This is a genomic window from Bradyrhizobium sp. (assembly GCF_004799405.1).
Classification (GTDB): Bacteria; Pseudomonadota; Alphaproteobacteria; order Rhizobiales; family Xanthobacteraceae; genus Bradyrhizobium.
This window is the reverse complement of sequence record NZ_SSMW01000080.1, coordinates 127,339-152,289: the sequence shown is the minus strand read 5'-3', so window position 1 is coordinate 152,289 and position 24,951 is coordinate 127,339. Positions and strand designations below refer to the sequence as shown.

Here is a 24,951-nt window from a genome sequence, read left to right as displayed (position 1 = left end):
CTGCGCCGCGGCCGCACCATGAGGATCAATAACAGCGCGACGCGGCGATGGTATGCAGCCGGTTGTCGCCGAGCACATGCGCCATGAAACTGAGGGTCTGGAAGATCTTCGAGAAGGCCGCGTCGCGAATGCTCAGGCCGCCGGTATAGGCGCCGAATGCCGGCATCACCGCGCGCTCGCCGTCGCAGGCAAAGCATCGCCGCTCCATGGTGCGGCCGCGCGTCGTTACCCGGGCCTTGGGATGCAGATGTCCGGCGATCTCGCCCGATACCCCGGTCGGCTCATGGCGAAACGCGATCGGCCCGATCGCGACTTCATTGGCGACCACGCCGCCGAGATCATCCGGCAGCGCCGGGTCGTGATTGCCTGAAATCCAGATCCAGTCCCGCCGCGCCTGCAGCGCCGCGATGGCTTCGCGATCCGGCGCGGACAGCCGGTGATGGGCGGTGCGGTCGTGAAAACTGTCGCCGAGCGCGATCACCATGCGCGGGTCATGCCGCGCCACCACCGCAGCGAGACGGCCCAGCGTCGCCACCGTATCGTAAGGCGGCAGCAGCGTGCCGCGCGCCGCATAGCTGGAGCCTTTTTCCAGGTGAAGGTCCGAGACGACGAGCAGGCTCTCCTCCTCCCAGAACAACGCCCCCGAGAGATCGGCCTTCAAGCCCACGCCCGCGACATTGACGATGGCGGTACGCGCAGCCGGTAATTCGTCTTGCAGGGATTGCGGGCGCGCCGTCACGGTCCTGTCGCCTCCTTGACCAGTTCGTCGGCGGCCTCCGCCAACAACTCGTCGGACGCTTCGCCATAAACTGACTCGCGCCCGATTTCCAGCATCACCGGCACCGCCAGCGGCGAAACCCGGTCGAGTTCCTTGTGGGTAATCCGCCCCTTGATTCGCAGCAGCATATCACCGAGCCGGCGAATATCGAGCAGCCCGGTGGCGGCATCGGCCCGCGCCGCGCGCAGCAGCACGTGGTCCGGCTGGTGCTTGCGCAGCACGTCGTAGATCAGGTCGGTCGAAAACAGCACCTGGCGCCGGGTTTTTTCCTCGCCGGTAAACCGCCGCGCGATCAATCCGGAGATGATGGCGCAGGTTCGGAAGGTGCGTTTCATCAATGCCGATTCGGCGAGCCATGCTTCTAGATCGTCGCCCAGCATGTCCGGATCGAACAGCGCGTTGAGATCGAGCTTGCCCTGCCGGATCATCAACGACATGTCGCCGAGCCCCCACACCGCCAGCGCATATTCGTTGGCGACAAAGCCGAGCGGCCGCACCCGCGCGCGCTCCATCCGGCGCGTTAGCAGCATGCCGAGGGTCTGGTGCGCGAGCCGGCCTTCGAACGGATAGCACACCAGATAATGTTTATTGCCGCGCGGAAAGGTTTCCACCACCAGTTCGCGCGCGCCGGGCACGCGCGACAGATGCGCCTGCAGCGACAGCCAATCGCGGACCTGATCGGGCAAGCCGCGCCAGCCGCGTTTGTCGGCCAGCAGGTTCCGGACGCGTTCGGCGAGATAGGTCGAGAGCGGAAACTTGCCGCCCATATAGGACGGCACCTTGGCATCCCTGTCGTTGGCGCGGGAGACATAAACCTGGTCTTCGGCCAGCGCCTCGTAGCGCACCACCTCGCCGCCGAACACAAAGGTGTCGCCGACCACCAGCCCCTCGATGAAATATTCCTCGATTTCGCCCAGCATCCGGCCGCCGCGCCCGAGCGCACCGGTTGAACCCGAGCCGCCGCCGCGCGAGCGCACCAGGCGTACCTTGAGCATCGCTTCCTCGACGATGGTGCCGACATTGAGGCGATAGCTTTGCCGCACCCGCGGATTGGTGACGCGCCAGCGGCCGTTCTTGTCCTGCTTGATGCGCGCGAACCGTTCATAGGTTTTCAGCGCGTAGCCGCCGGTGGCGACGAAATCGACCACGTCGTCGAAATCGGTCCGCGAGAGACCAGAATAGGGCGCCGCAGTCAGCACCTCGCCATAAAGCTCGTCGGACAGAAACGGCTCGCCGCAGGCCCGGCCAAGTACATGCTGGGCCAGCACGTCGAGCGCGCCGGTGCGCAGCGGCGGGGTATCTTGCGCATTTTCCGCCACCGCATCGATCGCCACGGCGCATTCCAGCACCTCGAAGCGATTGGCCGGCACCAGCACCGCGCGCGAGGCTTCATCGATGCGGTGATTGGCGCGGCCGATTCTTTGCATCAGCCGCGAGGCGCCCTTCGGCGCGCCGATATTGATGACGAGATCGACGTCGCCCCAGTCGACGCCGAGATCGAGCGAGGAAGTGCAGACCACGCCGCGCAGTTTGCCGGCCGCCATCGCGTCCTCGACCTTGCGGCGCTGGGCGACGTCGAGCGAGCCGTGATGCAGCGCAATGGCAACGCCATCGTCGTTCATGCGCCACAGGTCCTGGAACAGCATCTCGGCCTGGCTGCGGGTGTTGACGAACACCAGCGTGGTCTTGTTGCGCTTGATCAGGTCGTAGACCTCATTGAGCGCGTGCCGCGCGCTGTGGCCGGCCCACGGCAAACGCTCTTTGGTGTCGAGCATCTCGACGATGGGCGCGGCAGCCCCGCCGGCGACCACCACGTCGGCAGCTTCGCTGGCGCCATTGCGCTGCGGCACCAGAAACCGCGCCAGCGATTCCGGCTCGGCAACGGTGGCCGACAGCCCGATCGCGCGCATTTGCGGGGCGAGGCGCCAGAGACGCGCGAGCCCCAGCGACAACAGGTCGCCGCGCTTGGAGATGACCAGCGCATGCAGTTCGTCGAGCACGACGCGCTTGAGTGACGAAAACAAGAACGGCGCGTCGTCGGACGACAGCAATAGCGCCAGTTGCTCCGGCGTGGTGAGCAGGATGTCCGGCGGATAGCGCCGCTGCCGCTGCCGCCGCGACACCGGGGTGTCGCCGGTGCGGGTCTCGACCTTGACGGCCAGCCCCATCTCCGCGATCGGCGTTTCCAGGTTGCGCGCGATATCCACTGCAAGGGCCTTCAGCGGCGAGATGTAGAGGGTGTGGAGGCCCTGGCTGCGCTGCACGCCACGGCCGGTGGAGATGACGCTGCTCCGCAACAAAGAGCGCAGCGGTGCCGGAGCCGACAGTTCCACCAGCGTCGGCAAAAATCCGGCCAGCGTCTTGCCGGCGCCGGTCGGGGCGATCAGCAGCGCCGAGCGGTCGTCGCGGGCTTTTTCCAGCAGCGCCAGTTGATGTTCGCGGGGCGACCAGCCGCGGCCTGCGAACCAGCGCAGAAACGTTTCGGGCAAGAGCGCAGAGGTAAAGAGGTCTGGTTCGGCGATGTTCACGGCAAGCAGGTTAAGCCGGTCCTGCCGGGCCGGTCGAGAGCCTAAAACCGGGCGGTTCCATCAGGGTTTTGCGGCCACCACGACCAGACCGGGCACCGGCGCATTGTCCTCATTGCGGGCCGACAGGTTTTCCAGTTTCGACAGCACCAGACCGGCGGCCTTGACCGACGCGCGCACGTAAGTCGCGCCATGGGCAAAGCGCAGGCCCTCGCCGAGGATGACGCCGTCGCCGCCATGGGTTTCGACCGTGAACGCCAGCAGGCCGCCCGGGGCCAGCACGCGTCTTGCCTCCTGCAACACCTGGGCCAGGTCGGACACGTACACCATCGCGTCGGCTGCAAGAATGAGATCGGCGCCGGCGTCCGGCCTGCCGCGCAGACCCTGCATCATGTCGGTGACCTCAAGCTCCGCATAAAGCCCGGTCAGGCGTGCCTGCTCGATCATGCGCGGCGATAGATCAATCCCGATGAAATAATCGACCTCTTTGGCAAACGCGGTGGCCGCCAGTCCGGTGCCGCAGCCAAGATCGATGGCGCGCCTGAAGAAGGCGGGCTTGCGGATAGCGGCGCGGGCCGACAGCACCGCCCTGAACAGCAGCGACGGCCCGCGGTAGCCGAGATCGTCCACCAATGCGGTCTCGAACCGCGGCGCGTATTGATCGAACAACGCGCGCACATAGGCCGGCGGCATCGCCGACAATTTGTCGGCGCCGAGCAGCATCAGCCGCAGGCTGGCGCCGTGCCGGTCCTGTGGATCGGCGGTGACGGCTTTGCGAAACGCCGCGACCGCCGCCTCGCGCTCGCCGAGTTGTTCGCGAATTTCGCCGAGCGTAAACCAGGCCGAGGCAAAGCCGGGCGCAAGATCGGTAGCCTGCAGCAACAGATCGGCGGCGGCGGCGAGATCGCCCTTCATCTGCAGATCGCGCGCGAAATCGAACCGCCGGTCGGCAATCATGTCGCCTGATGACAGGAACAATCGCGCGGCCATCGTCTTTATGTTCGCCTTAAAAATCACCGTGATACGCCTATATATCGAAGATGCGCCCGCAAGACATCCTGATGCCGGTCGCCGCCGGACTATGCTGCAAGCCCGGCGGCTTCCATATCGATCCGGTCCGCGCCGTGGAACGCGCCGTCATCACCCACGGCCATTCCGATCATGCGCGGCCAGGCCACGGCGCGGTGTTGGCCACCCGGGAGACGCTCGACATGATGCGGCTGCGCTACGGCGACAACTTTGCCGGCGCTACGCAGGCGATCGCCTACGGCGAAAAACTAAAGCTCGGCGACGTCACCATAGAATTTCACCCCGCGGGCCACGTGCTGGGCTCGGCGCAGATCGCAGTCTCCTGCAAGGACACCTGCATCGTCGCCTCCGGCGACTACAAGGACGCGCCCGATCCGACCTGCGCGCCGTTCGAAGCGGTTCCTTGCGATGTCTTCATCACCGAGGCGACGTTCGGCCTGCCGGTGTTTCGCCACGGCAACGCCGCCGACGAAATCAAAAAGCTGCTGGCCTCGGTCGCGCTGTTTCCGGAGCGTGCGCATCTGGTCGGCGCCTACTCGCTCGGCAAGGCGCAGCGCGTGATCGCGCTGCTTCGCGAAGCCGGTTACGACGCGCCGATCTACCTGCACGGCGCGATGGAAAAGATCACGCGCTATTATGAGAGCCGCGGCGTGGCGCTGGGCGAGCTGCGCGCCGTCAAGGGCATGAAGAAGGCCGATCTCGCCGGCACCATCACGCTGGCGCCGCCGTCGGCCACCTCGGATATCTGGACCAGGCGTTTCCCCGATCCGGTCACGGCGTTCGCCTCGGGCTGGATGCGGGTGCGCGCCCGCGCCCGCCAGCGCGGCGTCGAGTTGCCGCTGGTGATTTCGGACCACGCCGACTGGGATGGCCTGACTGCGACCATCGATGCCACCGGCGCTGGTGAAGTCTGGGTCACCCACGGCCAGGAAGACGCGCTGGTGCATTGGTGCACGGCCAAAGGCCTCACCGCGCGGCCGCTTGATCTGGTGGGTTATGGCGAGGAAGATGAAGGCGATGCGGCGACCGCGGCCGAGGACGCCGAGGCATGAACCGCTTTGCTGAACTGCTGGATCGCCTGGCCTATGAGCCCGGCCGCAACAACAAGCTGCGGCTGATCACGCAATATTTTCGCGAAGTCGAAGACCCCGATCGCGGCTACGCGCTGGCTGCTTTGACCGGCGCGCTGTCGTTCAAGCACGCCAAGCCCGGCCTGATCCGCGACCTGATCGCGGCGCGCACCGATCCAGTGCTGTTCGCTTTGTCCTATGATTATGTCGGCGATCTCTCGGAGACGGTGGCATTGATGTGGCCGAAGACGGCGGCCAATCGCACCGAGCCTTTGCTGAGCCACCCCTCTCCCCTGCCCTCCCCCACAAGGGGGGAGGGAGCCGAGTTGAGTCCTGGGCAATCTCCTCGCACAAAATCAAAAGCACCGATGGCAAAAACTCTTCCCGTTCCCTCCCCCCTTGTGGGGGAGGGTCAGGGAGAGGGGTGCAGCGACCATTCTGCCCAAGATGGTCACCGCCAACTCCACAACAACCCGCCCCCACCGACGCTGAGCGAAGTCGTCACTACGCTGCGCATGCTCGGCAAGACCGAACTGCCGCGACAACTAGCGCGCTGGCTCGATGAACTGGACGAGACCGGCCGCTGGGCGTTGCTCAAGCTCGTCACCGGCGCGATGCGGATCGGGGTTTCGGCGCGGCTCGCCAAGACTGCCGCCGCTGCGCTCGGCGAGAAGGACCCGCACGATATCGAGTTGATGTGGCCAGGCCTCGCGCCGCCCTATCTCGAATTGTTCGCGTGGCTGGAAGGCCGCAGCGACAAGCCGGTCAATCTCGATCCGGCGCCATTCCGCCCGGTAATGCTGGCGCACGCGCTCGAGGACACAGACTTCGCCAACCTCGACGCCAGGGACTTCATCGCGGAATGGAAATGGGACGGCATTCGCGTGCAGGCGGTGAGCGGTCCCCATGACAAAGGCCACCTGCTGGCGCGGCTTTATTCGCGCACCGGCGAAGACATCACCGGAAGCTTTCCGGATTTGCTGCCGTCTTTGCATCTGCCCGGCGCCATCGACGGCGAGTTGCTGGTGCTGCGCGAAGGCCGCGTGCAGACCTTCAACGTGCTGCAACAACGCCTCAACCGAAAAGTCGTCTCGCCGAAGCTGATCAAGGATTATCCGATACATCTGCGCGCCTATGACCTGCTCGGCGAAGGCGGCGCCGATCTGCGCACGCTGCCGTTCGAGCAACGCCGCGAGCGGCTCGAAACCTTTGTCAGGAAGCTCGGCGATCCGCGTGTCGACCTGTCGCCGACGATTCCGTTCAACTCCTGGGAGGCGCTGAGGTCGGCGCGTGCCGATCCCGCTGGCGCCGGCGCAGGCGACGATGCCGAGGCGGTCGAAGGCGTGATGCTCAAGCGCCGCGACGCGCCGTATCTGCCGGGCCGCCCCAAGGGCCAATGGTGGAAGTGGAAGCGCGACCCGCATCTCATCGACGCCGTGCTGATGTATGCGCAGCGCGGTCACGGCAAGCGCTCGTCGTATTATTCCGACTACACCTTCGGGGTCTGGACCGCGGGCGAGGACGGCGAACAGTTGGTGCCGGTCGGCAAGGCCTATTTCGGCTTCACGGATCAAGAATTGCTGCAGATCGATCGCTTCGTGCGCCGCAACACCACGGAAAAATTCGGCCCCGTGCGGCATGTGGTGCATGAGCCGGATCAGGGGCTGGTGCTGGAAGTCGCCTTCGAAGGCCTGCAGCGTTCGCCGCGGCATAAGTCCGGCGTGGCGATGCGGTTTCCGCGCATCCATCGCTTGCGCTGGGACAAGCCGCCGCGCGAGGCCGACCGACTGGAGACGCTGCAGCGGATGCTGAAAGCGGAAACAACACTTCAGGCCTAGTGTCTCCTGCTCCGTACCTGATGCGGGGTGAACATCCGTTCATGTCCAATGCAAACTTGCGGCAGCCGGCAGCCATTGACGGCGGAGGGCGGGTTCCCCATCTGCCTTGCACCGGGTACACTGTTTTTTTGGGTTCGCGCGCGGGAGACCATCGATGTCCAACGACACCAGGGAATTGCCGGCAAACCATGACGGCATCCACCGCTTTATCGGCGGCTCGCCGCTGGCGGTGGCGTTCCGGCTGATCCTGCTGTCGATTCTGGTCGGCGTCGTGCTCACGGTGTTCGGCTTCGATCCCTGGAATATCGTCAACAGCATCCGTCGATTGTTCCGATGGATTTGGGATTTCGGCTTTGACGCCATCAACTCGCTGTGGCGCTACTTCCTGCTCGGCGCCGTGATCGTGGTGCCGGTCTGGCTATTGTCGCGGATGTTCGGCGCGCCGCGCGGGCGATAGAGGCCAGGCGCGGGCGGCACTTCGTTGGCTTCCGTATCCAGGGTTACGACCGCGCAGGTCTTTGCCATCGCAGGCCCTGCGATGGTCGCGAACCTGACCACGCCGCTGATCGGCATTGTCTCGACGATCGCGATCGGACGGCTGGGCGATGCGACGCTGCTCGGTGGCGTGGCGATCGCGTCGGTTATTTTCGACTGCCTGTTCTGGTTGTTCGCATTCCTGCGCATGAGCACCGTTGCGTTCACGGCCCAGGCGCTTGGCGCCGGCGAGATGCAGGAATTGCGCGCGCTGCTGGTGCGCGGGCTGGCCGTGGCGGCCTTGATCGGCGCGGCGCTGATCCTGCTGCAAATCCCGCTCGCTGCAATCCTGCTCGGCGCGATCGGCGGCAGCGAAAACGTCACCCGCGCCGCAAAAACCTACTTCGTCATCCGGATCTGGTCCGCGCCGCTGGCGCTGGCCAATTATGTCGTGCTCGGCTGGCTGATCGGACAGGCGCGCGCCAGGCTCGCGCTTGCGGTGCAGGTTGCGATCAACGTCATCAACATGGCGGTAACGGTGCTGCTGGTGCTGGTGCTCGACAAAGGCATAGCTGGTGCTGCGATCGCCGCCGTCATTGCGGAAGCGGCCGGACTCGTGCTCGGCCTTGTCATCGCCCGCACGCTTGGCTCCGGGCAGGCTGCGATACCGCGCGCAGCTTTGCTCGACCGCGCCAAGCTCTTGCGCATGCTGGCGGTCAACCGCGACATCATGATCCGCACCGCCTGCCTGATCACGGTGTTTTTGTTCTTCACCGCGCAGGGCGCGCGCTCGGGCGATGTGACACTCGCCGCCAACGGTGTTTTGAACAATTTCCTTCTGATCAGTGCGTTCTTCCTCGACGGGCTCGCCAACGCCGCCGAGCAACTCTGCGGCCGCGCCTATGGCGCACGCGATCGCGAAGGCTTCTCGGGCGCGGTCCGGCTGGTGATCCTCTGGGGATTTGCCTTTGCGCTCGCGGTCACGGCCATTTATGCGCTGTTCGGCTCTCACCTGGTCGACATCATGACCGCAAGCGCGGATGTCCGGCACAGCGCGCGCGATTATTTGTGGCTGGTGGCGCTGGCCCCGATGCTCGGGGTGTTCGCCTTCGCCTTTGACGGTATCTATATCGGCGCGACCTGGGCCCGCGACATGCGCAACCTGATGATGCTGTCGCTGCTGATCTTTCTCGCCGCCTGGCTGGCGTTGCGGCCGTTCGGCAATACCGGCCTGTGGGGCGCTTTCCTGGTTCACTATGCCGCCCGCGGCGGGTTGCAGGCGCTGCGCTATCCGGCGATGCTGCGGGCTTCATTCCGCTAGATATCGGGGATCGGTCCATGCAATTGCAATTTGTCGGCTGCGGCGACGCGTTCGGTTCCGGCGGCCGGTTCAACACCTGCTTCCATGTCACCGGCGAGAGCGTCAATTTCCTGATCGATTGCGGCGCCTCGTCGCTGCCAGCGCTGAAGCGGCTGGCGATCGCGCGCGAGGATATCGACCTCGTCCTGATCACGCATTTCCACGGCGACCATTTCGGCGGGTTGCCGTTCTTGCTGCTCGACGCCCAGTTCACGCGCCGGGGCCGCCCGCTGGTCATTGCCGGGCCGCAAGGGATCGAGATGCGGCTGACACAGGTGATGGAAGCGCTGTTCGAACATTCATCCAACACCAAACAACGCTTCGATCTGTCGGTGGTCGCGCTCAGCCCCGAAGAGACGCGCACGTTCGGCGCGGTGAAAGTCACGCCATATCCGGTGGTGCATGGCGAATCCGGGGGTCCGTTTCTGGCCTACCGGATCGAGGCCGAAGGCCGGATTATCGCCTACAGCGCCGACACCGAATGGACCGAGACGCTGATTCCCGCGGGACGCAACGCCGACCTGTTCATTTCCGAAGCGTATTATTACGACAGGATCGTCAAGAACCATCTCAGCCTGAAAACGCTGGAAACGAACCTGCCGGAAATCAACCCGAAGCGGCTGGTGCTCACCCATATGAGCGAGGACATGCTGGGGCGGCTCGACACGCTCGGCCACACGGCGGCAAGCGACGGCATGATCGTGGAGCTTTAGAGAAGACGGCGAGCGCTTCTTCTCCCTCGCCCCGTTCTTCACGGGGAGAGGTGGTCGCGCAGCTCAAACCGGCCAGTCCTCGGCCGTAATGGCCGCCGCATCGGCGCCGACGATTTCGGCCAGCGAGTCGCGCCCCGTCCGCAGCAGCGTCGAGGCCAGATCGCTCTTGATGTCGTCGACGAGGCCAAGCCCCTTGTAGATCAGCGACGAGTAAAGCTGGATCAGGCTGGCGCCGGCGCGGATTTTGGTCAGCGCCGCACCACCGGAATCGATACCTCCGACGCCTACCAGCGGGAACGCGCCCTCGGCGCGCACATAAGTCTCCGCCACCATCCGCGTCGACAATCGAAACAGCGGCCTCCCCGACAGGCCGCCCTGCTCCTTGGCGCGGCTCTGTTCGCGCAAGGTCGAGGGGCGCGCCAGCGTAGTATTGGCGACGATCATGCCATCGACCCGGCGCGAGCGCGCGATGTGCACGACATCGTCAAGTTCGGCGAGACTGAGATCCGGCGCGATCTTGAGCAGCACCGGCGAGTCGCCGGCGTTTTTCCGCACCCGTTCGCGCGCATCGATCACTTTTGCCAAGAGATCGTCGAGCGCGGAAGCCTGCTGCAGATTGCGCAGGCCCGGCGTGTTCGGCGACGACACATTGACCGTGAAGTAACTCGCCACCGGCGCGAACGTCTCGATCAGCTTCACATAATCGGCGACGCGGTCGATCGAATCCTTGTTGGCGCCGACATTGACCCCGACAATGCCGCCGTGATGGGCGCGCCCAGCGAGCCGCCGCAGCACCACATCCGCCCCGTCATTGTTGAAGCCCATCCGATTGATCACCGCCTCGTCACGCTCAAGCCGGATCAGCCGTGGTCGTGGGTTGCCGGCTTGCGGTTTTGGCGTCACGGTTCCGATTTCGACAAAGCCGAAACCGAGCCGCAGCAGCGCGTCCGGCGCTTCGGCGCTTTTGTCGAAGCCGGCGCCCATGCCGATCGGATTGGAAAAATTCAGGCCGAACGCCCGCACCGCCAGCTTGGGATCGTCCGGCCGCGGCCAGATCGGCGGCAGCAGGCGCAAGCCCTGGATCGCCAGCCGATGCGCGTCTTCCGGGTCGAACCAGCGCAGCAGCGGCAGCGAGAAGGCGTCGAAGGCGCGGATCAAGGCTCCAGCTCCGGGATGTCGTGATAGCCGTCGGACTGCGCGCGCAGATCGAGCACGGCGGTGACCGCGCCGAGATCGAGTTCGGCATAGAGATGCGGGAACAAGTCATCGTCGCGCGACGGCTCCCAGCGCAGATCATCGCCCAACGCGTCGGCATCGACCGCGATCAGGAACAATCCGATCTGGCCGAAGAAATGTTTCCTCGCCGTCTCCGCCACTTGCGAAGCGGTTGAAAAATGAATGAAGCCGTCCCTGATGTCGTCGGCGCTGCCCCGGTACACGCCCTGCCGCTCGGCCTCGCGCCAGGCCGAAGCGGGACAGATTTTGTAGATGATGCGCACTCTTCTCGGAGCCCTGCTTGCCGCGTTTACCGGACCTGCTGCCGACCGTATCGGCGGCACCGCCGCACTTCAAGGGTCGCATTCCGGTGTTTGCCGCTCGTGGCCGGCGATGTCGAAGGGATCGCAGGGATTATTGGGTGAGGCAGCAACTTTTCCCTTCTCCCCTTGTGGGAGAAGGTTCCTTCGCGAAGCGAAGGCGGATGAGGGGTTACGTTCTATCAATAGACCGGAACCCCTCACCCGTCTCGAATTCGCTTTGCTCCTTCGAGCCACCCTCTCCCACAAGGGGAGAAGGAAGAAAGAATCTGCCTACGACGCGTAGTCCGGTTCCCTGCGGTCGAGCATGCGCTTCAAGGCATCGAAGTGCCGCTGCGCCGGCGTCGGCCCCTGGTACAGATTGTTGCCGCCGATATCGCGCTTGGTCCTTTCGACCACGGCGTCGGGGAGTTGCTTGAGCGGTTGCCCGGTCCACATCGCATAGATCTGAACCTGGGCGGCGCGTTCGATGTAATACAGCCGGTCATAGGCGTCGGCGACGGTTTCGCCGACCGTGGAGATGCCGTGATTGGCCATGAACAGTACCGTCTTGTCGCCGATCACCCGGGCAAGGCGCGCACCTTCGGCCGGATCGAGCGCCGGGCCGGTATATTCGTCGTCGTAGGCGATCTCGCCCGACATCCCGACCTCGGTCTGGCCGATCTCCTTGATGCGCGGGTCTTCGAGCCGCGTCAGCGCGCTGGCATAGGGCATGTGGGTATGAAACACCGCCTTGGCCTGCGGCAGTGCCTTGTGGATCGGCGCGTGAATGCAGTAGCAGGAGCGCTCCACCTCGCCGTCGCCGCGCTTGACCTCGCCGTCGTCGATGCCGACTTCCATGAAGGACGAGGCCGTGACTTCGGACCAATGCATTCCGAACGGAATCTGGTAGTAGCGATCGCTTCGGCCCGGCACCACGAAGGTCAGGTGGTTGAAGATGCCCTCGCTGAAACCCTGGTTGAAGGCCAGCCGGTGCGCCGCCGCAAGGTCGACCCGCGCCTGCCACTCCTCGGCGCTGCTGTTATCCAGCGTCTTCGGCGAAACCCTGAACTGCATGAGCATCCTCCTGATGTTGACAGCCTCCTGATCGGAGGCTTGAGTCGTTACTGTTGCGGAGTAGTGTAGCGTATTCCGCAACGGCTTTGGCTGAAATTGCAGCGGGCCTCCCATCTGAATTTGCAGCCTTTCTTCCCTCTCCCCTTGTGGGAGAGGGTGGCACGAACGTGCGAAGCATGTTCGTGACGGGTGAGGGGTCTGTCTCTGCGGCTTCAGTGCTCGCGGATCGAGACCCCTCATCCGGCGCGGACTTTGTCCGCGCCACCTTCTCCCACAAGGGGAGAAGGAAGAAAGTTCACCCCGACCGCGCCAGCGCGCCGTCGATCATGGTGACTGCATTCGGCAAGCCATAGACGGCGACGAACGAGCCGAACCGCGGGCCTTTTTCCTGACCGAGCAGCACCTGGTAGAGCATGTTGAACCAGTCGAGCGAGACGCCGGGCCGGCCGTCCTTGCCCTTCTTCACGGCATCGAGGAACGGCTCGCGCCGGCCGATCTCGTAGACCACGTTCTGGATTTCCTCCGCCGAGCACTCGGGGGGCAATTGCGACAGCGCATCGCGCAAATCCTGCAAGGCGGCGCGCTCGGTGTCGGTCGGCTCGCGGAATTTCTTGGTCGGCGCCACGAAGTCGCGATAGTAGTTGATGGCGTAGCCGACCATGGCGTCGAGCTTCGGATGGGTCTGCGGCGTCACCCCCGGACGATAGCGCCCGATGAAACCCCACAGCGTTGCGGCATTCTCCGCATTCGACGACGACACCAGCGTCAGCAGCAACTGGAACGTGACGGGCATGTCGGCCGCCGGCGGATGGCCGGCATGGATATGCCAGACCGGATTGGCGAGTTGCTGCCGCGCGTCCTGCCGCGGAAAGCCGTCGAGAAATTGCTGGTAGTCGTCGACGTTGCGCGGGATCACGTCGAAGTACAGGCGCTTGGCCGACTTCGGCTCGCGGTACATGAACAGCGACAGCGATTCCGGCGACGCATAGCGCAGCCATTCGTCGATCGTGAGTCCGTTGCCCTTTGACTTGGAGATCTTCTGACCCTGCTCGTCGAGGAACAGTTCGTAATTGAAGCCTTCCGGAGGCAGGCCGCCGAGCGCGGTGCAGATCTTGCCCGACAGCTTGACCGAATCGATCAGGTCCTTGCCGGCCATTTCATAATCGATGCCGAGCGCGAACCAGCGCATCGCCCAATCCGGCTTCCATTGCAGCTTGCAATGCCCGCCGGTGACCGGAAGCGTGACGCGCTCCTTGGTCTCGGGATCGTCATAGGAGATGGTGCCGGCCCTGGCGTCATGCGCCACCACGGGCACATACAGCACCACGCCGCTGCGCGGGCAAATGGGAAGGAACGGCGAATAGCTCGCCGCGCGCTCTTCCCGCAAAGAAGGCAGCATGATCGCCATCACCTGCTCGATCCGCTCCAGCACCCGCAATAGCGCCGCGTCGAATTTGCCCGACTTGTAATACTCGGTCGAACTGGCGAATTCGTAATCGAAGCCGAACGCATCGAGAAACGCGCGCAGCCGCGCATTGTTGTGCGCGCCAAAACTCGGATGGGTGCCGAACGGATCGGGCACGCTGGTCAGGGGCTTGCCGAGATACTCCGTCAGCATCTCCTTGTTCGGCACGTTGTCCGGCACCTTGCGCAGGCCGTCCATGTCGTCGGAGACCGCGATCAGCCGCGTCCTGATCTTGTCCTCGGTGAGCACGCGAAAGGCATGGCGCACCATGGTGGTGCGCGCGACTTCGCCGAAGGTGCCGATATGCGGCAGGCCGGACGGCCCGTAGCCGGTCGCAAACAGCACCTCGTCCTTGGGCTTCTTTTTCAGCCGCGCGACGATCGCCCTGGCCTGCTCGAACGGCCAGGCGTTGGATTGCTCGGCGAGCGCGCGCAGATCGTTTGGATTCGCAGGATCGAGCGTGGACATCAAGGGGGTCTCCGGGCCGCGGAAACTAGCGCTTCCGCGGATAAATGCAAAGAATCGCAAGGTGAGAAAAGGCGCGCTGCGCCTGCTAGAACGGGCTCACCGAAAAATAGCGCAGCCACAAATCCGTGTAGCGGCCTTTTTCCCAGAGCCGGAACAGCGCCCAGTTCAGCGCCTGCCGCAGCACGTCGTTGCCCTTTCGCACGGCGATGCCGATGCCTTCGCCGAAATAGCGGCTCTCCACAAACGGTCCGCCGCTGAAGGCGCAGCATTCGCCGGAGTCGGTGCCGTTGATCCAGAACGCCAGCGAGATCGCGTCGCCGAAAATGAAATCGACCTCGCCGCGCCGCAGCGCCAGCCGCAGCGCCTCGTCACTGGGATAGGAATGCAACTCGGCATCGGTGAACATCGCCTTGAGATAGGCTTCATGCGAGGAGCCGGCGATGACGCCGACTTTCCTGCCCTCGAGATATTCCGGGCGAACCTCCGCCATCACGCCGTCGCGCCGCGAGACGAACCGCGCTGGCGCCCGGTAATACGGATCGGTGAAATCGAGGCGGGCGCGCATTTGCGGCGTCACCGCCAGCGAGGCGATGATGGCGTCGCCGCGGTTGCTGGCGATCGCATCGAGCAGCGTCTCGAACCGCCGCATCTGGATGGTGCAGCTGACCTTGATCTCCTCGCAAAGCAGCCTGGCCAGATCGACGTTGAAGCCGGCGGGATTGCCGTCGGGGCCGGTGAAGTTGAACGGTGGATAATCGGTTTCGGTCAGAAACCGGATCACGGTCAAACGCGACAGGTCGGGCCGGTCTGGACGCCGCCGCGGATCCCAGAAGCCCGGCACCGCCTGAGGGGCGGCTTCGGCGGCGGGTTTGGGCGGGTTTTGCGCCTGCGCCGCGCCGCCGGACACCAGCGCCACGGCGAACAGCGCCGCGGCCGCCCATCCCACAACCGACAGGATGGCGCTGATCGCCTGAAACGAACTTTCGCTGCGGATTGAGGCTATCTTTGACTGCATTGCCGACGGGTTTCTTGGGGAGATTTTCTTGGGAATTCGACGGCCTTATAGACCATCCGGCGGATAACGCGAATGCGGTTTGAACGATGGGAAGCGCGCAGCCGGTGGGTCAGAGGTACCGCTTCAAATCTTCAGCGGCCGCCTCCGGCGTCCGGTTGAGATTGAAGGGTGCGACGAAATGGCCGTCGCGATCCATCAGGTAGATCAGCGCGGTGTGATCCATGGTGTAATCGCCATCCTTCAGCGGAACTTTCCGTGCATAGACCCGGTAGTCCGCAAGCACCTTGGCCACCGCGGCGGGCGTGCCGGTCAAACCCCTCAGGTGCGGATCGAAGCTCGACAGATAATCCTTCATCGCCGCACTGGTGTCGCGGTCGGGATCGACGGAGACGAAATAGGCGTTGACGCGATCGGCATCCTTGCCCATCGCCCGCAGCACCTCGGAAATCTCGAACAGCGAGGTCGGACACACGTCGGGGCAATGGGTGAAGCCGAAGAAGATCAGCGTCGGCTTTCCCTGCAGGTCCTTCTCGGTCACGGTCTGGCCGCTCTGGTCGGTCAACTGAAACGGGCCGCCGATCGCGGCCGGCGCGGTCATGCCCCGCAAGCCGCCCAGCGCCCACAGCATCAGCAACAGGCCAACCGCCAGGCTTCCGGCGAAGGCCGCGACGATGACCAGCGGGCGGGTGGTCCGGTCCATCATGAAATTCCCTTGGGCAGGATCAGAAGCAGGCTGCGAAGCCGGACGCGATCATCTCGAAAAAGACCGCCGTCCCGTAATGGAGCCACAGCACCAGCGCGCCGGCCAACAAGACGGCGCCAAGGCCCGCACCAGCCACCGCGATCACCGGCGCGAGCCTGCGCGCCGGCCGCGGTCCGGCGAGCATGTCCTGTTGCGTGGAGATTGGCTGAACCATCAGCCATCCAGATAGGGCCAGTCGCGCTGCCGGGCAAGCACCCCGAGGGTGCCGCCGATCACGTCATACTGAAGCGAAAAGCGCCCTCAGTGCGAGGTCGAGACCTTGGGCGAGGAGGCCTGGGCGTCGAGATAGCAGGGGCGGTACATGCCCATCAATTGCTTGCCGTGCAGGAAAATCATGTGCGGCGTCAACCCGCCCCGCTGGGCGATCCAGCGCTTCACCGGCGATGGATACATCGAGTACAGCATCTGGGTGGCTTCCGGGTTGGTCACCGCGCGGCCATTGGCGCCGAAATCCCATGCGGCATGAAACCCGAGAGTGGCGTGCGACGTCACGCAGATCTTGTCGTGATCGACCGCGCCCAGAACGATGGTGCAGGCCGAGGCGCACAGGCCGTCGATGATGACCGTCTCGCCGGAATTGCGCAGGCCCTGATATTTGTCGACGTAAGTTCCGATCCGGCCGCCGCGATCCTCGCCGATCCGAACCACCGCATGGCTCGCCCCCACGCCTGCCAGCAGAAGCACCGCCGCGAGCAATCCCGTCACAAATCGCATGTCCCAGCCCCAGTCCAAACCTGTCGAACCCGAATCTGACCGTCTTCGGTGTGATGCAAGACGCTCCGCCAGCGTGTTGCCAGATCGCGTTTTTGTCCAGATGCCGGAGGTGGCTCAAAACAAATTCAAATTGAGTGTTGCATGCGGGCTGCACCCGCCCCGCCGAACGGTCCCAAAGTGGAACACCTTGACGATTTCCGGCAGCGTCCAGGTCGCTCAAAGCCGTTGACCCCGGTTCAAGCCGCGGGTTTCACTCGCTGAAGATTGGGGCAAAGAGTTGGGGCGATGCGATGGCAGCGGACGCAGACGTAATCGTGATCGGCGGGGGCCTCGCCGGGCTGGTCGCCGCCACCGAAATCGCCGACGCCGGCAAACGCGTGATTGTGGTCGACCAGGAGGGCGAGCAGAGCATCGGCGGCCAGGCTTTCTGGTCGTTCGGCGGATTGTTCCTGGTAGATTCGCCCGAACAGCGCCGGCTCGGCATCAAGGACAGCTACGACCTGGCGCTGCAGGACTGGATGGGTTCCGCAGGCTTCGACCGCGACGAGGATCTGTGGCCGAAACGCTGGGCCGAAGCCTATGTGGCGTTTGCGGCGGGCGAAAAACGCGGATGGCTGCGGGCGATGGGCCATCGAATTTTCCCCGTCGTCGGCTGGGCCGAGCGCGGCGGCTATGACGCAATGAGCCATGGCAATTCGGTACCGCGATTTCATGTCAGCTGGGGCACCGGCCCCGGCATCGTCGAGCCGTTCGAGCGACGCGCGCGCGAAGCCCAGGCGAGCGGCCGGCTGACATTCAGGTTCCGTCACCGGGTCGATGCACTTAGCATCACCAACGGCACCGTCGATGGCGTCAGCGGCGCAATCCTCGAGCCTGACAGCATCGAGCGCGGCCAGAGCAGTTCGCGGAAGATCATCGGCGACTTCACGCTGCGCGCGCAGGCCGTGATCGTCGCCTCCGGCGGCATCGGCGGCAATCACGATCTGGTCCGGCAGAACTGGCCGAAGCGGCTTGGCGAGCCGCCAAGGCACATGATCTCCGGCGTGCCTGAACATGTCGACGGCCGGATGATCGGCATCACCGAAGCCGCCGGCGCGCGGCTGATCAACCGCGACCGGATGTGGCATTATGTCGAGGGCATCCGGAACTGGAACCCGATCTGGCCGCGCCACGGCATCCGCATCCTGCCCGGACCGTCGTCGATGTGGTTCGACGCCACGGGAAAACGCCTGCCCTCGCCGCTGTTTCCCGGCTCCGATACGCTCGGCCAGCTGCAATACATCATGTCGACCGGCTACGATTATTCATGGTTCGTGCTGACGCAAAGCATCATCAAGAAGGAATTCGCGCTGTCGGGTTCGGAGCAGAACCCGGACCTTACCGGCAAGAGCTGGCTAATGACCGCCAGACGCGCCACCAACAAGGGCGCGCCGGCGCCTGTCGAGGCGTTCAAGAACCATGGCGCCGATTTCATCGTGCGCGACAACTTGAGCGATCTCGTCACCGCCATGAATGCGCTCAGCGGCGACAATTTGCTCAAGCTCGAACACCTGAAATCCCAGATCGAGGCGCGCGACCGCGAGATATCCAACGCTTACGTCAAGGACACCCAGGTGATGAACATCCACAATGCGCGCCGCTATATCGGCGACCGCCTGATCCGCACCGCCAGGCCGCACCGGATTCTCGATCCCGCGCATGGTCCGCTGATTGCGGTCAAGCTCAACATCCTGACCCGCAAGACCCTGGGCGGTTTTGAGACCGACCTCGACGCCCGCGTGTTCGGCAGCGACGGCCGGATCATGCCGGGGCTATACGCCGCCGGCGAAGCGGCCGGCTTCGGCGGTGGCGGCATGCACGGCTATCGGTCGCTGGAGGGCACTTTCCTCGGCGGCTGCCTGTTCACGGGGCGCAATGCCGGCCGCGCGGCGGCGAAAGCGGCCGGATGAGAGACGCGCCGATGCGCGTATCGGGACTTGCGCTGGTCTTGGTTCTGGTCCTGGCCGTCACCTGTGGGGGAAATCCGGCGTTGTCCGATACCATCGATATCAACGGCATTGCCCGCAGCTACATCCTTCAGCGCGCCGATGCCAGGGCGGCGCCGCTGGTGATCGTCCTGCATGGCAATACCCAAACCGGCAGCGCCATGATGGCGCGAAGCTCGTGGCCGGCGGTGGCCAGGCGCGAGCATTTCAGCGTGGTGTTTCCCGATGGGCTCAATCGCGCCTGGGCCGACCTGCGGCCGGACACCACACGCGCCGGACGGGCGCCGCCAAAGGGCACCGACGATGTCGGCTTCATCGTCGGGCTGGTCGAGAAATTCATTGCTGACGGCACCGCCGATTCCAAGCGGATTTACCTCACCGGAATCTCAAACGGCGGAGCAATGACCATGACCATGATCGGCGCGCGCGCCGATCTGTTCGCCGCGGCCGCCGCCGTCATCTTCAACCTCACCGACGACATCGCCAATGCCATCCATCCGTCGCGCCCGGTTCCGATGCTGATGATCAACGGAACCGCCGATCCCCTGATCCCCTATCAAGGCGGTCGCGGCACCAGCCGCTTTGCGCAGCCGGGTTTCTGGTCGACCGAAAAGACCTTTGCGTTCTGGCGCCGCATCAACGGCTGCGAAGCGCAGGATGCCACGAGCGTCGATCTCGAGCACCGCGACCGAAACGACCCCACCACGGTGACGCGGATCGAGTCGCACTGTCCGCCGGGCCGCGATGTCGTGCTCTACCGCATCAACAATGGCGGCCACCGCATGCCCGGCAGCTTCCCCGACGCGCGCTTTCCCCGGCTGGTCAACGCCTTTCTCGGCCCGCAAAACCGCGACATCGACGGCGCCGAGACCATCTGGGATTTTTTCCGAAGGTTTCCGTGAAGGTTCAAGGAAACTTGTTCCGCCGCAGCGCCATCGCAAGCCCGGCCGCGACGCCGGCCTGCCATACCGGATAGAGGAACGAGATCCGGTCGAGTTCGAACGCGCCGTCAAGCGCCAGCAGCGCCCCGGCAACGGTGCCGATCGCGACCATCGGCAACCATGCCGCGACGTCGCGCGGGCTCGACGGCAGCCAGCATATCCCGAGCGCCATGACAGCCGCGCCGGTAAAGCCTCCGGCAATGCCGGCTGCGATATTTCTCACGGCCTTGCCGACGTCGCCGACCTGACCGTCGACCCAGATCGCAGCGTTCACCGCAACGACGAAAGCAATCATGGTGACGATGGCGGCCGCCAGCGCCGCCCACCACGGATTGGCGCTCGCCCGAACCAGGATGAGAACGAGGACCGCGAACGGCACCGCCACCAGCGCCAGCCGGAAATCGCCGGGCGAGCCGTTGATCATGTCGATCAACGGCGGCAGCAAAGGAGTGAGGATGCCGGTCAGCACGCCGCCGGCCGCGACTTTGAGCAAGCGCCTGCGCGACGTGTCATTGGAAGCGGTCAACGCCCACTCCTTTTATTTGCGCTCGCTGATAGCATGCTGAAGATCGAAATTGAAGTCAGCGCGCAATCGCCGGACCGGCCACAAATAAAAGCCGCGCCAACCCGAAGGCTGACGCGGCAATGGCCGTTCTGGTGCTAGGTGGACCGACCCCGAACGGTTACGCCGCGAGGCGCACTTCGTTCAATGCAACGTTATCGTTTGCATTTAGGTTTTTGACCCGATAACGGCGGTATCATGCCGGGAACAATTCAGAGCTTCTTCGCGACCATCGATCCTAGTTCGCCCCCGCCATAGCAGCCGAGGGATTCGGCCTTCCGGCAAAATCGATCTCACCGAAATGAGACCTTTAAGCTCAAGCTGCTAGGGTGGAGGCGCCGGGTACTGCCCCCGGGTCTGCCCGCAGTCCGCTCTAAGTTTCAGCGCCATCGTCTTGCGACGCAAAGACCGTACGCGCGATCGATGGCGAAAGATAGGCTGCTGGTTGTCGCAGGCGAGCGATTAGGCCAAAGCAAATTCTGGAGCGGGCGAAGGGAATCGAACCCTCGTATGCAGCTTGGGAAGCTGCCGTTCTACCATTGAACTACGCCCGCGAAATCAAGTGCTTAATAAAGCGGAGAACCTTGACCGATGCAATTCATATCGGGTTCATTCCGATCAGACAATCATGCGCCGGGGTTGATTTTCCGGCCGCGCGATGCGGATGACTGATAGATTATCCGGACCGCCCGAAGCCGATGGGATCGACCCTCATGCGCCATATTGCTGTCGCCGGCATCGTCCTGATCGCGTCCGTTGCGGGAAGCTCGTTTGCGAGCGCACAGACTGCGGACAACTCCCCCGTTGAGTGGCCGGTTTATGGCGGCGATGCCGGCGGCAGCCGCTATTCGCCGCTCACCGAGATCAACAAGGGCAACGTCGCCCAATTGAAAGTCGCCTGGGAGCTTCACACCGGCGACGTTTCCGACGGCAGCGACGGCCGCCCCAAAAGCGAATTCGAGGCAACCCCGATCGTGGCCGGTGGAACGATGTTCGTGACCACCCCGTTCAATCGCGTGCTCGCGCTCGATCCCGAAACCGGCAAGGAAAAATGGCGCTTCGATCCGAGGATCGATCTGCATGTGCGTTATTCCGAGGGCCTGGTGAACCGCGGCGTGACTTTTTGGTCCGCCCCCGGCGATGTTCAAACCGGAACATGCCATCAGCGGATTTTCCTCGCCACGATCGATGCCCGGCTGTTTGCGCTCGACGCCGCGACCGGCAATCCCTGCGGCGATTTCGGCAGCGGGGGAGAGATCGACCTCAAGCAAGGCGTCGCCAACATCACCCGCCCCGGCGAATATGAAGAGACTTCCGCGCCCGCGGTGATCGACGATCTCGTGATCGTCGGCTCCTCGATTGCCGACAACGATCGCGTCGCTATTCCGGATGGCCGGGTGCGGGCGTTCGATGCGCGAACCGGCGCACTGCGCTGGAGCTGGAATCCGCTCCAGGGCGACCTTGCCCCGACAGCCCCGACAGGGGCCGGCAATGTCTGGTCGACGATTTCCGTCGATACCAGGCGCAAGCTGGTGTTCCTGCCGACCGGCAGCGCCAGCCCCGACTATCACGGCTTCAAGCGGCCGGGCGACAACAAATGGGCGAATTCCGTCGTAGCGCTGTCGGCCGGCACCGGCGAACTGGTCTGGGGCTTTCAGCTCGTTCATCACGATCTGTGGGATTACGATACCGCGGCGCAGCCGGTGCTCGGCACCTTGCGCCGCGACGGCGGCGAGACGCCCGTGGTCATTCAGGGCAACAAGACCGGCAATCTGTTCGTGCTCGATCGCGAGACCGGCAAGCCGGTGTTCGGGGTGGAGGAACGCCCGGTTCCCACCAGCGACGCGGACGGCGAAACCGCGTCGCCGACGCAACCGTTCCCGCTGGCCCCTCCGCCGCTGGTGTCGCAGCATCTTTCCGCAGCCGACGCCTGGGGCATCACGCCCGAGGAGCGCGATGCCTGCCGCAACCAGATGGAGAAACTGAGATCGGAGGGGATTTTCACGCCGCCCAGCGTGCAGGGCATTATCGCCTTTCCCGGCAATGTCGGCGGCATGAACTGGAGCAGCGGCGCGTTCGATTCCGGCCGCCAGATCTTCGTGACCAACGTCAACAATCTTCCGATGGAAGTGCACTTGATTCCCCGCAATCAGTATCAGCCGGTCGAAAAAGCCGCTCAGCAAGGCGCCTTGCGCGCCGAGGTTTCGCCTCAGCACGGAACGCCCTACGGCATGAGCCGTCAGGTGCTTCATTCGCCGCTCGGGCTGCCCTGCAACCCGCCGCCTTGGGGCGAGTTGGTCGCGGTCAATCTGTCGACGGGATCGATCGCATGGAAAGTGCCGCTGGGCACCACAGCCGACATGACCGCCAATGCCGCGGCGATCGTTCAGGGGACGCCTAACCTCGGCGGTCCGATCATGACCGCCGCGGGGCTTACCTTTGTCGCTTCGGCGATGGACAACTATCTGCGCGCTTTCGATACCGAGACCGGCGCGGAGCTCTGGAAGGGACGTCTGCCGGCCGGCGGACAGGCGATGCCGATGACCTATCGGGCCGGCCGCGACGGCAAGCAGTTCGTGGTGATCGCCGCCGGCGGTCACGGCAAGCTCGGCACCCGGCTCGGGGATTCGCTGGTCGCGTTTGCGTTGCCGTAACCGACGCGGCAACAGACAGCCGTTGGGTTGCAAAATCCCTGTACCGGTGGGCCGCCCGCCGATCTTAACCCACTCCGCATTTTCCAGGTGCAGCCGTTTATGACAATGCTATGATCCGTTCCGGGGACGGCAATGGCGGGGCGTGCGTACACCATTTTCGACACGATGATCGGCCGATGCGGCATCGCATGGGGCGATAATGGCGTTGTCGGCGTGCAGCTTCCGGAGGCGCGCGAGATCGAAACCCGTGGCCGGATGCTGCGCCAGCATCCCGACGCCCGCGAACTGCGTCCGCCGCTCAATGTCGAGATCGCGATCGACGGTATTACGGCGCTGCTGCGCGGCCAGCCTTGCGATCTCTCCGATGTAGCGATCGACATGGACGGCGTGCTGCCGTTCAATCGCCGCGTCTACGAGTTCACGCGCACCATTCCACGCGGCGAAACCCGGACCTATGGCGAGGTCGCCGCCAGCCTGCGGGCCTCGGGCGCCGCGCACTCGGTCGCGCAGGCGATTTCGCACAACCCCTTCATGATCATCGTGCCATGCCATCGCGTGCTCGAGGCCGGCAACTATGCCGACAAGATTTCTCCCAATGGCGGCAGCATCTCCAAGCGCCGGCTGCTGTCGATCGAGGGCCGCAACACCGTCAGCAAGACCCTGTTCGACGTGCTGCTCCCGGTTGCCCCGCCACGCCCGCAGGGTTAAAAGCGCGGGATGACCGCAACGACCCTGCTTCAGCGCCCCTCCATCACCGTATCCGACTTCCGCTGCAGCGCCGCGCCCGGCGATGCGCCGTTCGTGGAGCGGCATCGCTGCCACTCGATCTCCTTTGTACGCAAGGGCAGTTTCGGCTGTCGCGCCCAGGGCAAGTCGCACGAACTGGTGGCGGGATCGGTTCTGGTCGGCCATCCCGGCGACGAATATGTCTGCACCCACGACCACGTCTGCGGCGACGAATGCCTGTCGTTTTTCCTAGATCCGGAACTGGTGGAAACGATCGGCGGCCGAAAGGACGTCTGGCGGATCGGCTGCGCGCCGCCGCTGCCGGAATTGATGGTGCTGGGCGAATTGGCCCAAGCGGCAGCCGACGGCCGCAGCGACGTCGGCCTCGACGAGGTCGGGCACGCCTTCGCCAGCCGTTTTGTCAACGTGGTCTCCGGGCAGCAGCAGAAGCCGGCTCCGGCCAGCGCCCGGGATCGCCGCCGCGCGGTGGAAACGGCGCTGTGGATCGACGCGCATTCGCACCGGGCCATCGATCTGGAGGACGCCGCCGCGGAGGCCAACATCAGCCCGTTCCACTTTTTGCGGCTGTTCTCCAGCGTCCTCGGCGTCACCCCGCACCAGTACCTGGTGCGCTCCCGGCTGCGCCACGCGGCGCGACTGCTGACCGGCGATAGCCGCGCGATCACCGCAATCGCCTACGATGTCGGCTTCGGCGACCTCTCCAACTTCGTGCGCACCTTCCATCGCGCCGCCGGGGTTTCGCCGCGCAGGTTCCGCGAAGCCTCGCGCGGGATGCGCAAGATTTTCCAAGATCGCATCGCCCTGCACTGACTAGGGTGATTTCCGAAACCGCGCCTCCTCAAGGCGCGCACTTTTTGGAGATCATCATGTACGACCATATCGGACTGAAAGTCGGCAATCTCGACGCCAGCGTGCGCTTCTACACGGCCGCCCTGGCGCCGCTTGGATATGCCCTGTGTTCGCGCGACGAGACCGGCGCAGGCTTCGGGCCCAGGGGCGAGCCGGCGCTGTGGCTCTATCTGCACAAGGGCCTGTCCGGCGCAGGCGCCCATGTCGCCTTCCGGGCGCCCGACCACGCCGCGATCGGGAAATTTCACGCCGAGGGGATGAAGGCGGGAGGCCGCGACAATGGTGGCGCGGGCCCGCGCGCGGACTACAGCCCGAGCTATTTCGCCGCTTTCCTGATCGATCCCGACGGCAACAATGTCGAGGCTGTCTGTAGCTAGCTCAAATCGTTCCGCACAGACAGCCGTCATCCT

At 64.5% G+C, this 24,951-nt stretch carries 23 protein-coding genes, 1 tRNA gene and 1 other RNA gene; 11 read left to right on the top strand and 14 right to left on the bottom strand.

Translation table 11 applies throughout. The features are described from left to right. Window positions 1-25 precede the first annotated feature (25 nt). The 3 genes from pdeM to E7813_RS12930 are packed head-to-tail and all read right to left on the bottom strand — an operon-like array spanning window position 26 to window position 4,293. Window positions 26-685 carry a ligase-associated DNA damage response endonuclease PdeM gene (pdeM, locus tag E7813_RS12940; protein WP_291574530.1) on the bottom strand — a complete coding sequence of 220 codons (660 nt, stop codon included), beginning with the start codon at window positions 683-685 and terminating at the stop codon, window positions 26-28. A gap of 50 nt (window positions 686-735) precedes the next feature. Then, on the bottom strand, window positions 736-3,306 hold the full coding sequence (locus tag E7813_RS12935) for a ligase-associated DNA damage response DEXH box helicase (protein ID WP_291574453.1): 2,571 nt from the start codon (window positions 3,304-3,306) through the stop codon (window positions 736-738). Between the two features lie 60 nt (window positions 3,307-3,366). Then, window positions 3,367-4,293 carry a methyltransferase domain-containing protein gene (locus E7813_RS12930; protein WP_291574451.1) on the bottom strand — a complete coding sequence of 309 codons (927 nt, stop codon included), beginning with the start codon at window positions 4,291-4,293 and terminating at the stop codon, window positions 3,367-3,369. A gap of 50 nt (window positions 4,294-4,343) precedes the next feature. Between E7813_RS12930 and E7813_RS12925 the strand changes: the two genes are divergently transcribed. The 5 genes from E7813_RS12925 to E7813_RS12905 all read left to right on the top strand — a co-directional run bounded on the left by E7813_RS12925 (window position 4,344) and on the right by E7813_RS12905 (window position 9,787). Then, window positions 4,344-5,384, top strand: a complete 1,041-nt coding sequence (locus E7813_RS12925; RefSeq protein ID WP_291574449.1) for a ligase-associated DNA damage response exonuclease — start codon at window positions 4,344-4,346, stop codon at window positions 5,382-5,384. Further along, the gene (locus E7813_RS12920; protein WP_291574447.1) at window positions 5,381-7,240 is read left to right on the top strand and encodes an ATP-dependent DNA ligase; all 1,860 of its coding nucleotides are present in this window, start codon (window positions 5,381-5,383) and stop codon (window positions 7,238-7,240) included. The genes E7813_RS12925 and E7813_RS12920 overlap by 4 nt, the downstream gene beginning before the upstream one ends. Before the next feature lie 154 nt (window positions 7,241-7,394). Next, on the top strand, window positions 7,395-7,697 hold the full coding sequence (locus E7813_RS12915; protein ID WP_291574445.1) for a DUF6460 domain-containing protein: 303 nt from the start codon (window positions 7,395-7,397) through the stop codon (window positions 7,695-7,697). A gap of 81 nt (window positions 7,698-7,778) precedes the next feature. Continuing rightward, on the top strand, window positions 7,779-9,035 hold the full coding sequence (locus E7813_RS12910) for an MATE family efflux transporter (protein ID WP_291574443.1): 1,257 nt from the start codon (window positions 7,779-7,781) through the stop codon (window positions 9,033-9,035). 17 nt (window positions 9,036-9,052) lie between these two features. After that, window positions 9,053-9,787 (top strand): MBL fold metallo-hydrolase, encoded by a 735-nt coding sequence (locus E7813_RS12905; protein WP_291574441.1) that lies wholly within the window; start codon window positions 9,053-9,055, stop codon window positions 9,785-9,787. 63 nt (window positions 9,788-9,850) lie between these two features. Here the strand turns inward: E7813_RS12905 and E7813_RS12900 are convergent, their stop codons facing one another. The 8 genes from E7813_RS12900 to E7813_RS12865 form a co-directional block, all read right to left on the bottom strand. Beyond that, window positions 9,851-10,945, bottom strand: a complete 1,095-nt coding sequence (locus E7813_RS12900; protein ID WP_291574439.1) for a quinone-dependent dihydroorotate dehydrogenase — start codon at window positions 10,943-10,945, stop codon at window positions 9,851-9,853. Further along, the gene (locus tag E7813_RS12895; RefSeq protein ID WP_291574437.1) at window positions 10,942-11,286 is read right to left on the bottom strand and encodes a DUF952 domain-containing protein; all 345 of its coding nucleotides are present in this window, start codon (window positions 11,284-11,286) and stop codon (window positions 10,942-10,944) included. The genes E7813_RS12900 and E7813_RS12895 overlap by 4 nt, the downstream gene beginning before the upstream one ends. Before the next feature lie 309 nt (window positions 11,287-11,595). Next, a complete protein-coding gene (locus E7813_RS12890; protein WP_291574434.1) occupies window positions 11,596-12,378 on the bottom strand; it encodes a class II aldolase/adducin family protein in 783 nt (260 codons plus the stop codon). A gap of 295 nt (window positions 12,379-12,673) precedes the next feature. Further along, the gene (locus E7813_RS12885; RefSeq protein WP_291574431.1) at window positions 12,674-14,311 is read right to left on the bottom strand and encodes a lysine--tRNA ligase; all 1,638 of its coding nucleotides are present in this window, start codon (window positions 14,309-14,311) and stop codon (window positions 12,674-12,676) included. An 85-nt stretch (window positions 14,312-14,396) separates the two neighbouring features. After that, a complete protein-coding gene (locus E7813_RS12880; RefSeq protein ID WP_291574429.1) occupies window positions 14,397-15,326 on the bottom strand; it encodes a transporter substrate-binding domain-containing protein in 930 nt (309 codons plus the stop codon). A 109-nt stretch (window positions 15,327-15,435) separates the two neighbouring features. After that, a complete protein-coding gene (locus E7813_RS12875; protein ID WP_291574427.1) occupies window positions 15,436-16,026 on the bottom strand; it encodes an SCO family protein in 591 nt (196 codons plus the stop codon). A gap of 22 nt (window positions 16,027-16,048) precedes the next feature. Beyond that, on the bottom strand, window positions 16,049-16,243 hold the full coding sequence (locus E7813_RS12870) for a hypothetical protein (RefSeq protein WP_291574538.1): 195 nt from the start codon (window positions 16,241-16,243) through the stop codon (window positions 16,049-16,051). A gap of 86 nt (window positions 16,244-16,329) precedes the next feature. Continuing rightward, window positions 16,330-16,803: a hypothetical protein gene (locus tag E7813_RS12865; RefSeq protein WP_291574425.1), complete on the bottom strand. Its 474-nt coding sequence runs from the start codon at window positions 16,801-16,803 to the stop codon at window positions 16,330-16,332. 290 nt (window positions 16,804-17,093) lie between these two features. Between E7813_RS12865 and E7813_RS12860 the strand changes: the two genes are divergently transcribed. Both E7813_RS12860 and E7813_RS12855 read left to right on the top strand, forming a co-directional pair. Beyond that, the gene (locus E7813_RS12860; RefSeq protein WP_291574423.1) at window positions 17,094-18,752 is read left to right on the top strand and encodes an FAD-binding dehydrogenase; all 1,659 of its coding nucleotides are present in this window, start codon (window positions 17,094-17,096) and stop codon (window positions 18,750-18,752) included. A gap of 11 nt (window positions 18,753-18,763) precedes the next feature. After that, window positions 18,764-19,690: a PHB depolymerase family esterase gene (locus E7813_RS12855; RefSeq protein ID WP_291574420.1), complete on the top strand. Its 927-nt coding sequence runs from the start codon at window positions 18,764-18,766 to the stop codon at window positions 19,688-19,690. Window positions 19,691-19,694: 4 nt separating this feature from the next. Here the strand turns inward: E7813_RS12855 and E7813_RS12850 are convergent, their stop codons facing one another. The 3 genes from E7813_RS12850 to E7813_RS12840 all read right to left on the bottom strand — a co-directional run bounded on the left by E7813_RS12850 (window position 19,695) and on the right by E7813_RS12840 (window position 20,845). Beyond that, window positions 19,695-20,255, bottom strand: a complete 561-nt coding sequence (locus E7813_RS12850) for a hypothetical protein (protein WP_291574419.1) — start codon at window positions 20,253-20,255, stop codon at window positions 19,695-19,697. A gap of 118 nt (window positions 20,256-20,373) precedes the next feature. After that, window positions 20,374-20,731: a transfer-messenger RNA gene (ssrA, locus tag E7813_RS12845) on the bottom strand. Window positions 20,732-20,771: 40 nt separating this feature from the next. Then, a tRNA-Gly gene (locus E7813_RS12840) sits at window positions 20,772-20,845 on the bottom strand. A 159-nt stretch (window positions 20,846-21,004) separates the two neighbouring features. Here E7813_RS12840 and E7813_RS12835 point away from each other — a divergent pair. The 4 genes from E7813_RS12835 to E7813_RS12820 all read left to right on the top strand — a co-directional run bounded on the left by E7813_RS12835 (window position 21,005) and on the right by E7813_RS12820 (window position 24,918). Continuing rightward, entirely contained in the window at window positions 21,005-22,945 is a 1,941-nt protein-coding gene (locus E7813_RS12835; protein ID WP_291574416.1) for a pyrroloquinoline quinone-dependent dehydrogenase, read from the top strand. Window positions 22,946-23,077: 132 nt separating this feature from the next. Further along, window positions 23,078-23,653 (top strand): methylated-DNA--[protein]-cysteine S-methyltransferase, encoded by a 576-nt coding sequence (locus tag E7813_RS12830; RefSeq protein ID WP_291574413.1) that lies wholly within the window; start codon window positions 23,078-23,080, stop codon window positions 23,651-23,653. A 9-nt stretch (window positions 23,654-23,662) separates the two neighbouring features. Beyond that, window positions 23,663-24,502 carry an AraC family transcriptional regulator gene (locus tag E7813_RS12825; protein ID WP_291574411.1) on the top strand — a complete coding sequence of 280 codons (840 nt, stop codon included), beginning with the start codon at window positions 23,663-23,665 and terminating at the stop codon, window positions 24,500-24,502. Window positions 24,503-24,558: 56 nt separating this feature from the next. Then, the gene (locus E7813_RS12820; RefSeq protein ID WP_291574410.1) at window positions 24,559-24,918 is read left to right on the top strand and encodes a VOC family protein; all 360 of its coding nucleotides are present in this window, start codon (window positions 24,559-24,561) and stop codon (window positions 24,916-24,918) included. Window positions 24,919-24,951 lie beyond the last annotated feature (33 nt).

Coding starts and splice junctions, on each gene's coding strand:
- E7813_RS12865 (WP_291574425.1), bottom strand. CDS start 16,803: ATGCGATTTGTGACGGGATTGCTCGCGGCGGTGCTTCTGCTGGCAGGC.
- E7813_RS12915 (WP_291574445.1), top strand. CDS start 7,395: ATGTCCAACGACACCAGGGAATTGCCGGCAAACCATGACGGCATCCAC.
- E7813_RS12825 (WP_291574411.1), top strand. CDS start 23,663: ATGACCGCAACGACCCTGCTTCAGCGCCCCTCCATCACCGTATCCGAC.
- E7813_RS12835 (WP_291574416.1), top strand. CDS start 21,005: ATGCGCCATATTGCTGTCGCCGGCATCGTCCTGATCGCGTCCGTTGCG.
- E7813_RS12920 (WP_291574447.1), top strand. CDS start 5,381: ATGAACCGCTTTGCTGAACTGCTGGATCGCCTGGCCTATGAGCCCGGC.
- E7813_RS12855 (WP_291574420.1), top strand. CDS start 18,764: ATGCGCGTATCGGGACTTGCGCTGGTCTTGGTTCTGGTCCTGGCCGTC.
- E7813_RS12820 (WP_291574410.1), top strand. CDS start 24,559: ATGTACGACCATATCGGACTGAAAGTCGGCAATCTCGACGCCAGCGTG.
- E7813_RS12880 (WP_291574429.1), bottom strand. CDS start 15,326: ATGCAGTCAAAGATAGCCTCAATCCGCAGCGAAAGTTCGTTTCAGGCG.
- E7813_RS12910 (WP_291574443.1), top strand. CDS start 7,779: ATGGTCGCGAACCTGACCACGCCGCTGATCGGCATTGTCTCGACGATC.
- E7813_RS12905 (WP_291574441.1), top strand. CDS start 9,053: ATGCAATTGCAATTTGTCGGCTGCGGCGACGCGTTCGGTTCCGGCGGC.
- E7813_RS12890 (WP_291574434.1), bottom strand. CDS start 12,378: ATGCAGTTCAGGGTTTCGCCGAAGACGCTGGATAACAGCAGCGCCGAG.
- E7813_RS12930 (WP_291574451.1), bottom strand. CDS start 4,293: ATGGCCGCGCGATTGTTCCTGTCATCAGGCGACATGATTGCCGACCGG.
- E7813_RS12875 (WP_291574427.1), bottom strand. CDS start 16,026: ATGGACCGGACCACCCGCCCGCTGGTCATCGTCGCGGCCTTCGCCGGA.
- E7813_RS12885 (WP_291574431.1), bottom strand. CDS start 14,311: ATGTCCACGCTCGATCCTGCGAATCCAAACGATCTGCGCGCGCTCGCC.
- E7813_RS12925 (WP_291574449.1), top strand. CDS start 4,344: ATGCGCCCGCAAGACATCCTGATGCCGGTCGCCGCCGGACTATGCTGC.
- E7813_RS12830 (WP_291574413.1), top strand. CDS start 23,078: ATGGCGGGGCGTGCGTACACCATTTTCGACACGATGATCGGCCGATGC.
- E7813_RS12860 (WP_291574423.1), top strand. CDS start 17,094: ATGGCAGCGGACGCAGACGTAATCGTGATCGGCGGGGGCCTCGCCGGG.
- E7813_RS12870 (WP_291574538.1), bottom strand. CDS start 16,243: ATGGTTCAGCCAATCTCCACGCAACAGGACATGCTCGCCGGACCGCGG.